Annotated in this window: 8 protein-coding genes; all 8 read left to right on the top strand. The window is 44.9% G+C overall.

Features of this window, described 5'->3' with window-relative positions:
• Positions 1 to 271: LPXTG cell wall anchor domain-containing protein (locus HMPREF3093_RS03745; RefSeq protein ID WP_143227641.1), on the top strand; the 271-nt coding region annotated here is incomplete at its 5' end.
• A gap of 168 nt (positions 272 to 439) precedes the next feature.
• Positions 440 to 1,882 (top strand): YSIRK-type signal peptide-containing protein, encoded by a 1,443-nt coding sequence (locus HMPREF3093_RS03740; RefSeq protein ID WP_070755659.1) that lies wholly within the window; start codon positions 440 to 442, stop codon positions 1,880 to 1,882.
• A gap of 115 nt (positions 1,883 to 1,997) precedes the next feature.
• Positions 1,998 to 3,200, top strand: a complete 1,203-nt coding sequence (locus HMPREF3093_RS03735; protein WP_070755658.1) for a hypothetical protein — start codon at positions 1,998 to 2,000, stop codon at positions 3,198 to 3,200.
• Between the two features lie 48 nt (positions 3,201 to 3,248).
• Entirely contained in the window at positions 3,249 to 4,292 is a 1,044-nt protein-coding gene (locus HMPREF3093_RS03730) for a serine hydrolase (protein ID WP_070755657.1), read from the top strand.
• 158 nt (positions 4,293 to 4,450) lie between these two features.
• Complete coding sequence (gene rpmG / locus HMPREF3093_RS03725; RefSeq protein ID WP_070755656.1) at positions 4,451 to 4,603, top strand: 50S ribosomal protein L33; 153 nt, start codon at positions 4,451 to 4,453, stop codon at positions 4,601 to 4,603.
• A 169-nt stretch (positions 4,604 to 4,772) separates the two neighbouring features.
• Positions 4,773 to 6,149: an N-acetylmuramoyl-L-alanine amidase gene (locus HMPREF3093_RS03720; protein ID WP_070755655.1), complete on the top strand. Its 1,377-nt coding sequence runs from the start codon at positions 4,773 to 4,775 to the stop codon at positions 6,147 to 6,149.
• 312 nt (positions 6,150 to 6,461) lie between these two features.
• Positions 6,462 to 7,790, top strand: coding sequence for a histidine--tRNA ligase (gene hisS, locus HMPREF3093_RS03715; RefSeq protein WP_070755654.1), 1,329 nt, complete (start codon positions 6,462 to 6,464; stop codon positions 7,788 to 7,790).
• Entirely contained in the window at positions 7,790 to 9,556 is a 1,767-nt protein-coding gene (aspS, locus tag HMPREF3093_RS03710; RefSeq protein ID WP_070755653.1) for an aspartate--tRNA ligase, read from the top strand. Before hisS ends, aspS begins: the two co-directional genes overlap by 1 nt.
• Positions 9,557 to 9,599 lie beyond the last annotated feature (43 nt).

Genomic DNA, 9,599 nt, shown 5'->3' with positions numbered 1-9,599 from the left:
TCAGCCAACGACTCCGAGCCAACCGAGTCAACCAACGACTCCGAGCCAACCGAGTCAAGTAAGTGACCTTGCTGCTGATAGACTTGGTCAGGCCAAGGCTAGTGATTCAAATAAACCAAGTGAAATGGCGCCAAAAGACAATGGTCAAAGTCCAGTAGGACAGGCCTTGCCAGACACTGGTGAGAGCTCTAACCTGCTAGTGCTTGGGGCTGCCATTATGACAGCTATAGCAGGAATCGCATTACTGGTATTCAAGCGTCGTAAAATATAATTTGAAAAAGACAGCTCAGGCTGTCTTTTTTCATTTCGTCGATAATGTTAATAATATGACAGTAAGGTAAATTTTGGGTGTTAAGTCAGATTTTAGGTAGGTTTTGAGCCAAGAGATTGCTATAATAGGACACAGAATACTGAAGCGATAAGTGAGGAGGTTACCCCCATGAAATCCAGAATTAACCACTATGCTATCCGTAAATTAAGTGTGGGTCTTGTGTCCGTTGCGGTAGCATCCTTCCTTTGGCTGACGTCTCATGGTCACCATGTTAGCGCTCAAGAAGAGAAAGGATCTGTGACTAGCCAAGAGTCTTCAGACGGCCTACAGTCTGAAATGTCAGCAAGTCCTGCTGTGTCCAGTCAAGTAGATAAGAGTGAACAATCAGACAATTTGCAGTCATCTGAGCAAAACACTTGGTCATCCATCAGTTTGCCTGAAGGATATACTGAGGAGGAACTCTTAAAAAATGAGCCAAACTTGATAGAAGCTGGTCAACGCGGCTTAGAGCAAAATTCTGACTATCTACCAAGTAAACTAGACTCCGAAACTTCCCTGGCTATTGATAATCTGCAGGATAAAGAGAGAATGCATTTGGCAAAGTGGCTGACTGATTTAGTCAATCCTTTGCGTGCTAAATGGGGACATCAGCCTTATCAAGTTGATGCTTCTCTTCAAGAAGCCAGCCAAGTATTGGCCAATCGTTATCAATCACAGAATTGGCAAGCAAATGAGCAAGGGTTTCATGGTCAATGGGAATCCGAACTATTTGGCCCCTACGATAGTGCCTGGTATCAATATTGGATGCCAATGAAGACGGATTTTGCAGAAGCTAAGAATCTTGGTCAAGTAAAAGGCGCAATCTATCAGGGCATTATCGGAATGTTATTTGAAAGTCATGCAGATTCTTATCTGCCGGCGCGCTATTTGCTTAGTGTTGACAGTGCTAGGTCTAGTCGTCAGCCGCTCTTAGGCTTAGGTTTGACGCGTATTGTAAGCAGAAATCAAGAAAGTCAATATTTCTTGACACTTAATTTCTTAACAGCCAGCAAGGTGTCAGAGCCCAAGCAACCAACGGATCCTAGCAATCCTTTAGATCCTTCAAGACCTACTGAACCTATTCTACCTATTGATCCAGTGGAGCCACAGCCTCCATTAGATCCAATATCTCCTATGGATCCTATATTACCACAACCTGATCCTAAACCAGATGGAGAGGAGCCTAAGCCTCTTCTAGATCCAAATCAAACGTCACCTAACGAGGATGAAACGCCTAGTCCGCTTGAACAAAGACCTCGTAGAGAATTACCGAGCTTGGTGGAAAAAGCTAACGTGATGGCCCAAAGAACACAAGCGAGTGGTGAATCAATTGAAGAAAAAGAAGAAAACGCAAGTGTGAGTTCAAGTCAAGTTTCTCATTCAAGCGCAAGTTCTTATAATGCGTCTATTGATTCATCAGAATCGAATAGTAGTGTGAGTACGGAGCCTATACCATCATCGGCTTCTGAGGATGAAAGCTATTGGTTACTACTCGGGGGTGTCTCTGCTGTAGCAGCTGCTGCTGGCCTTATCTACCTCAAACAAGTTGAAATTAGACGACGCCAGGGATAAATGAAGTATTATCTGACTAGAGAGCAAGCACTTTCTAGTCTTTTTTAGAATGACTTGTAGATGAGTGGCAACTTTGTTATAATGATGCCAAGTTCTATGAAATGAGGTATAGGATATGAAGCAAAAATTCGCAATTCTTTTGGCCTTGCTAGGTTTAGGCATGAGTCAACCTTTGGCCCTTATTCAGGCTAGCGAAAGTAGTGATCTGGCTAGTAGCACAGGCAACAATCGTCAAGATGAATCTCCTGCTAAGGAAAAAGGTTCACGACAAAATCCCATTCCTTTAGGAGAGGCCTTAGACTATGAGAAGAAGTCTCGTGACGGATCCAAGAGCCAGCTTTCCTTTACCATCCTTGAATCTTGGCGGGGCCAGAAGGCTGAGAATCAATTGCAGCAGCTAGCGCCATCCTACCAGCCCAACCGTCAGCCTTTGGATGACGACCAAGAGATTCTCTTATTGCATCTAAAACTAGCCTACAAGTCGGGCGATGAAAATCATGAAGAGTTTACCAACGCCGGTATTATCAATCCTTTCTTCGATTTGTCTGGGAGCGGGATTCCAAATGAATATGTTGCCGACTTGCCAGACGAGTTGGCCTTTGATATGTTGTCTTTATATCCTGGTAATGAGCATGATGGCTATTTGGTCGCAATTGTTCCCAAAGATACTCCACTTATCTTTAGTTACTCCAAGGATGGCCTATCTGATCGAGTTTTCTTCCAAGTAGAGAAGGGGCAAGACACTACAGTTCCTACTAAGGAAGTCCAAGCAGAAACTCCTGAACAAGCACAATGGGGAACAAAGGAAAAGCCAGTTCCTTTCACAGAAACCAAGCCAATTAACTACGTCGTTCCCTATGAGGCTAGTGATAGTGGTTACGGTATCCTAGCTATATCTCACAGGATAACAGTTTTAAATGCTTGGCGTGGAGATCAAGCTAATCAAAAGGCTATGGATTTACTTAGCCCGGATGATTACCAAAACATGGCTGATGATATGGAGTCAGACCAAGAATTCTTAGTTTTACATATGGAGTCTAGCTTGGCGCCAACTCTTGAAGACAAGTTTTTTGAGTCCAGTCCAAGTAAAAGTCATTTATCCTTAGTGGATAGTCAAGGTCAAGACCATGTCTTTAAGGGATTCTACCAATTTAAGAAGGCTAGAGACCAATATGAATCGCGTTATATGCTGGGTGGAGGAAGTGTAAAAGGATATGTCATTTTACCTGCACCAAAAGAAGAAAAGCTGCTCTTGAAGGTTAAGAACGAATTTGCCAATAAGGAAATCTATTTCGAGATAGAGTCCAAAAAGCCATAGGACGTTGACAGACAAGCTGGTCCTTAAGTAATAAGGGGAGGAAATACTATGTCATCAAATCGCCAACCTGACTACAGTCGATACTTAATTATCATCTTGATGCTAGTCGCTGGGGTCGCATTCTTGGGACTTGGCTTTCTCCTTTATCAAGCCATGACACAAAACCCTAAGAAACCTGAAGTTTCGAGTTCAGTTCTTGTGTCTAGTCAGGAATCGGAGACCTCTACTAGCCTACTTGAAGTATTCTCGGATAGTCAGTCTGTCGCATCCGAACAAAGCGAGTCTCTCTCCGATAAGAATCAAGCTGTCCAGTCAGCATTCTCTGATTTATATGGAACGAAATCAACTAAGCTTGCCTATTATTTCCAAGAAGTGACGCCAATTAGTAAAGGGACTGCCTTGGTCAATCAGTCGGGTCCAATCAAGTCGGCTAGCATTATCAAACTCTTCATCATGCAGGTCTTGTTAGAGGAAATTAAGGCTGAACGCATAAGTTGGCAAGAGATAATCAGCATGATGGCTGAAGACCAGGTAGGAGGGACTGGCAATCTCCAAGCGGCAGAGCCGGGCACTTCCTATAGTCTTGAAGAGTTAGCCTTAGAAATGTTAATTCACTCTGATAATACCGCAACCAATCTGATTATTGAACGTCTAGGTGGCTTATCTGCGGTTCAAGCAAAGATTCAGTCACTTGGCTATCAAGATACTCGTTTACAGCGCTTAATGATGGACCAGGCCGCGATTGCTGAAGGCAGGGAAAACTTCACCAGTGCGCGTGAAGTCGGCCAGCTCTTAGCCAAGCTATATCAACATAAGCTAGTAGGGCAAGAGCAAGATCAAATTTTCTTAGACTACTTAGCCCAACAAACAGATCGTCAAGGGCTAGTTGCGTTACTTCCTCAAGGCGTCATCAGCTATAATAAGACAGGCACCAACTCTGCCCAAGGCTTACAACATGATGCGGCACTTGTTCAGTTAACTAATCAATCAGCCTATGTATTAGTGGTGCTGCAGGAAGGTCCAGGAGATGGCGACTTGTTAAAGCCGCTCCAAGAGATTGGCCAGCAGGTCTACGAGCTTATGAAAGACTAAAAGACTGGCTTTAGCTAGCTAGTCTTGACCTGATGAGCTAGTAAGTGCCATAATTTCAAGTTTTTTCAAAAAATGCTTGAGATTTATAAAGTGTTCGTGCTATAATACTTGAGTACTGTTGAGGTATCAGCAAGAAATGATTTGAGGAGGTTGTGACAATGCGTGTTAACATTAACTTAGAATGTACAGAATGCGGCGATCGTAATTACTTAACTACCAAAAACAAACGTAATAACCCAGATCGTTTAGAAGTAAAAAAATACTGCCCAAGATTGCGTAAAGTAACTTTACACCGTGAAGTGAAGAAGTAAGACGCGGCATAAGATACAAGCCACAGCTCGTAGTAATGACTACGAGCTGTTTTCTTACTATTTGTCCAGAAACTATATTACGTTTAGATGACAAGCACAATCATAAGTTGAAAACAGAGGAAAGCGCTTGATATAATAGATTAGCATTAGTGAAAGGAGGGGGAATAAAGTGCAAAAGATCAATAAATTAGGCCAAGCTATGCGGTCACCACGCTATTTCCCCTTGCTAGTCTTGCTAGTCATTCTGACCCTGTCTAGCCTGGTGGTTTTCTGGGTTCAAACCTCTAGTCAGGTGACCATTCAAAATGCCAGTGTGACCCTGCGACAAGCACCAGATACCAATTCCAAGGCTATTAGTGCTATTAGCAAAGACCAAGTGGTACATGTCATTAAGAAAGAGGATAACTGGCTAAATGTTCGCTATCGCCAGCGAGAAGGGTGGCTGCCCCAATGGCTATTAGACCAACCTAGTCTATCTTCTGACCAGGGCTTGACGGCTCAAGTTAAGAAGACCACACCTTTCTACCAAAAGGCATCCACTTCAAGTGCCAAGATTCGGGATTTGACAGAAGGTTACCAATACGACGTGGTGAGTGAGTCTAAGGGCTGGACTGAACTGATTGTCAATAACCAACCGGGCTATGTGGCCACGGCTGACTTAAACCTTTCTACCAAGGAGCAAATTCAAGCTCAACAAGAGACGATTCGGCCTGAGGATATTGACATTACCAATGCCCAATATATTCAAGTTCGATCAGAAGGTCAGGCCTTCCACAGTGAGCCAAATCTTGAGAGCACGCCTTACTACAACCCAAGCTTTAATCAACGTTTCAAATATCTGGGAACGGTTAATGGCGACGACGGGACAGAATTCTATCATGTAGAGGACCAAAATGGTCAACGTGGCTATGTAGAGTCTCGTATTGTAGCCTTTGAAGATGCCTCTAAAGACCATGTGGATGGGCCGATTGCTCGTTCGCTTAATGGGGCGGTCATCTTAATTGATGCGGGCCACGGTGGGAGCGACCCAGGTGCTATTAGTCAAGATCCATATGCTCAAGAGAAGGCCGTCACCTTGGCTGCTTCGAATGTCTTAAAAGCCAAACTGGAAGCTCAAGGTGCGGTTGTCATCATGAGCCGTACTACCGACACAGATGTCAGCCTTGAAGAGCGAGCTCAGCTAGCTAATCAGGAAAAAGTTGATGCCTTTATTAGTATTCACTTTGATGAGGCAAGTAGCGACATCGCTTCGGGGATTACGACTTACTACTATCATACCCAAGATGAATCCTTAGCCAATTTAGTCAATACGGAGTTAGCTAAAATCCAACTCAATAATCAAGCCGTCGGCAATAATGGGGTTCACTTCGGTAACTACTATGTCTTGAGAGAAAATCATCAGCCAAGTCTGCTCTTAGAATTAGGTTACATGAGTAATAAAGACGACTTGAAACTGATTCAAAATTCTGGCTACTATGATGCAGTAGCGGAGGCCATTGTTAAGGGTCTGGAGCAGTATTTAGAATCTTCGTCTATAGCACAATAGGCTTGACATAGAAAATAAAACGCGGTAAAATACGGAGAAATAAGCAAAGAAATCGATGACGTAGACAAGTAGAGGTTTTGCTTCAGAGAGTGTTCCCTAGGCTGCAAGGACACAATTTAAACCTTCAAGACACTACCGAGATGAATGAGTGAAAACTTGTTCCGCTGACCCCGTTACGGTCCAAAGGCATGTTGAAATCATGCGAAGAATAGGTGGTACCACGTTTTGACACGTCCTATAATCCTCAGGGGTTATAGGACGTGTTTGCTTTTATAGGGAACCATCACCAATATTTACTAGGAGGATCTTATCATGGCACAAGTGAAAAGAATGAAGGGCACAGTCGATATCTTGCCAGCAGAAAGTCGAATCTGGCAGTATATAGAAGATTCTGCCCGCGCAGTTTTTGAAACCTATAATTTCCAAGAAATCCGGACTCCCTTATTTGAAGCCTATGAGCTATTTGCTCGCTCATCAGGGGATACTTCGGAGATTGTATCCAAGGAAATGTATGACTTTAAGGATAAGGGCGATCGCCATTGCGCCTTACGTCCGGAAGGGACAGCAGGGGTTGTTCGGGCCTTTGTTGAGAACAAACTTTTTGGCCCCGAACATGCTAAACCATACAAAGTCTACTATATGGGGTCTATGTTCCGATATGAACGCCCTCAAGCTGGCCGACAACGTCAATTTAATCAGATTGGGGTAGAAGTTTTTGGTTCGACCAATCCGGCGACAGATGCGGAAACCATCGCTCTGGCATGGGACTTCTTCCAGGAATTGGGCATTGAAGGTTTAACCCTCTATGTTAACTCCCTGGGTTCAGCCCAAGATCGAGCACGCTACCGTCAAGCCTTGGTTGACTATTTCACACCATTGGCTGACCAGTTAAGTGCAGACTCACAACGTCGCCTGTCTGACAATCCTATGCGGATTTTAGATTCTAAGGCACCAGAAGATAAGGCTCTAGTTGCCAATGCGCCAAAGATTCCAGACTACCTCAGCCCAGAAAGCAAGGAACACTTCGAGACCGTAAAGGCCATGTTAGAGGCCCTAGAGATTCCATATGTAGTTGATCCATCAGTGGTTCGTGGTTTGGATTACTATCAAGATACGATTTTTGAGATTATGGTAGATGATCAAGCCATTGGTGCTAAATCTACCATCTGTGGTGGTGGCCGTTATGATGGTCTGGTAGAGGCTCTTGGTGGACCTGCTACACCTGGTTTTGGCTTCGGGATTGGGGTAGAACGTCTCTTGCTACTCCTTAAGCAACAGGAAGTGGAAGTACCTGAAGCTGAACCTTTCGACGTTTACGTTATGAGCCTAGGCCAGGCAAGCAATATCATGGCCTTGCGTCTAGTTCAAGCAGCCCGTAAAGAAGGCTTGTTGGCTGAGCGGGATTATCTGGATCGCGGCCTCAAGGCACAATTTAAGCAGGCTGATAAGCTCAAAGCCCAAGTGATTTTGACAATCGGGGAAGACGAGTTAGCAGCCGGGACCGTACAAGCCAAGCATCCAGCTAGTGGCAAGCAAGTTACACTGCCACTTGATCAAGTATTAGAAGACTTTATGGGGACTTACCGCCAATTAACGGTGGATACCTCAGTCATTGATAAGTATTTTAAGGGGGAATTTTAATGACCACGAAACGTTTGTACTGTGGGCAAGTCGGCCAAGAACAAGTGGGCCAAACAATCACACTTAAAGGTTGGGTACAAAAACGACGCGACCTAGGGGGCTTAATCTTTATTGACTTAAGAGACCGTGAAGGTTTCTGTCAGGTTGTGCTCAATGGCGACCACTTAGGGGAGGCCATGGCCGACGCTGAGCGTATTCGTAGCGAGTATGTCCTAGAAGTGACGGGGACGCTGCAATACCGTGATGAGAAACAGCGTAACGCCAAAATACCAACTGGTGATTATGAATTAATGGCTGAGAAGTTGACCATTTTAGCTACTTCTAAGACACCACCTATCTACTTAGACAATGAGGCTGAGATTCAAGATGATCTCCGTATGCGTCATCGCTTCTTAGACCTTCGTCGTCCACGTATGCAAGCTAACTTACGCCTCCGTCACCAAGTTACTAGCGCCATCCGCCGTTATTTGGATGATTTAGGCTTTATCGATGTTGAGACACCTTATTTGACTAAGTCCACACCTGAAGGGGCGCGCGACTACTTGGTTGCAACCCGTGAAGCAGGTAAGTTCTTCGCCTTACCTCAATCCCCGCAATTATTCAAGCAATTGTTGATGGGGGCAGGATTTGACCGTTACTATCAAATCGTGCGTTGCTTCCGTGATGAAGACTTGCGGGGTGACCGCCAACCAGAATTTACCCAGATTGACTTAGAAACTAGCTTCTTAAAACAAGCTGACATTCAAGAAATCGTGGAACAAATGCTAAAAGAAGTGGTCAAAGCTACCAGAGGTCTGGATATGACTGATGCCTTCCCAAGCATGACTTATGCCCACGCCATGGCTCATTATGGGGTGGATAAACCAGATATTCGTTTTGACATGACCTTGAAGGATTTAAGTGACTTTGCTGCCAACTGTCAATTTTCTGTCTTTGCTAACACGGTCAAAGAGGGTGGCCAGGTTAAGGCTATTAACCTTAAGGGGCAAGCCGATGCTTACACTCGTAAGACCGCGGATGCTTTAGTAGAAGTAGTCAAACCATATGGCGCCAAAGGCCTTGCTTGGTTGAAAGTAACCGAAGAAGGCTTGAACGGTCCAATTGCCAAGTTCTTTGCTGAACCAGCTGACACGCAAGCTATTCTAGACTTGACCCAAGGGGAACCTGGTGACATTCTCTTCTTCGTAGCGGATAAACCTCATGTGGTTGCTGCTGCTTTGGGTGAGTTACGGGTTAACCTAGCCAAAGCTCATCAACTCTTCGACGAGGATGCCTTAGCCTTTGTCTGGATTACCGACTGGCCGCTCTTCGAATATGACGAAGAAGCAGGGCGCTACTTCGCAGCCCACCACCCATTTACTTCGCCACAAAACCTTGATTTAGAAGCCCTTAAGGCCAATCCAGATCAAGCCCTGGCGCAGGCCTATGACATCGTGCTTAACGGCTATGAGATTGGTGGGGGCTCCATCCGGATTCACACCCGTGCCATGCAGGAGCAAATGTTCGACTTGCTTGGTTTCACACCAGAAGAAGCACAAAGTCAATTTGGCTTCCTCTTGGACGCCTTAGACTACGGCTTCCCGCCACACGGTGGTTTGGCGCTCGGTCTAGACCGTTTGGTTATGCTTTTAGCCAAAGAGCCAAACATCCGGGAAGTCATTGCCTTTCCTAAGAATGGTCGTGGGGTGGATACCTTTATCCAGGCTCCAAGTGATGTTGCGAGTGCTCAATTACAAGAGTTACATCTCCAAGTAGAGGCAGAATAAGCATAAAAATGCCCTGACAGAATGTTCTGTCAGGGCATTTTGC

The organism is Abiotrophia sp. HMSC24B09 (assembly GCF_001815865.1).
GTDB lineage: Bacteria > Bacillota > Bacilli > Lactobacillales > Aerococcaceae > Abiotrophia.
Note: the sequence above shows the minus strand (reverse complement) of the source record. Positions and strands in the feature narration are given on the sequence as shown.

What these genes read in the sequence shown, in the direction of transcription:
- HMPREF3093_RS03740 (WP_070755659.1), top strand. Translation starts at nt 440, where the DNA reads ATGAAATCCAGAATTAACCACTATGCTATCCGTAAATTAAGTGTGGGT.
- HMPREF3093_RS03735 (WP_070755658.1), top strand. Translation starts at nt 1,998, where the DNA reads ATGAAGCAAAAATTCGCAATTCTTTTGGCCTTGCTAGGTTTAGGCATG.
- HMPREF3093_RS03730 (WP_070755657.1), top strand. Translation starts at nt 3,249, where the DNA reads ATGTCATCAAATCGCCAACCTGACTACAGTCGATACTTAATTATCATC.
- rpmG (WP_070755656.1), top strand. Translation starts at nt 4,451, where the DNA reads ATGCGTGTTAACATTAACTTAGAATGTACAGAATGCGGCGATCGTAAT.
- hisS (WP_070755654.1), top strand. Translation starts at nt 6,462, where the DNA reads ATGGCACAAGTGAAAAGAATGAAGGGCACAGTCGATATCTTGCCAGCA.
- aspS (WP_070755653.1), top strand. Translation starts at nt 7,790, where the DNA reads ATGACCACGAAACGTTTGTACTGTGGGCAAGTCGGCCAAGAACAAGTG.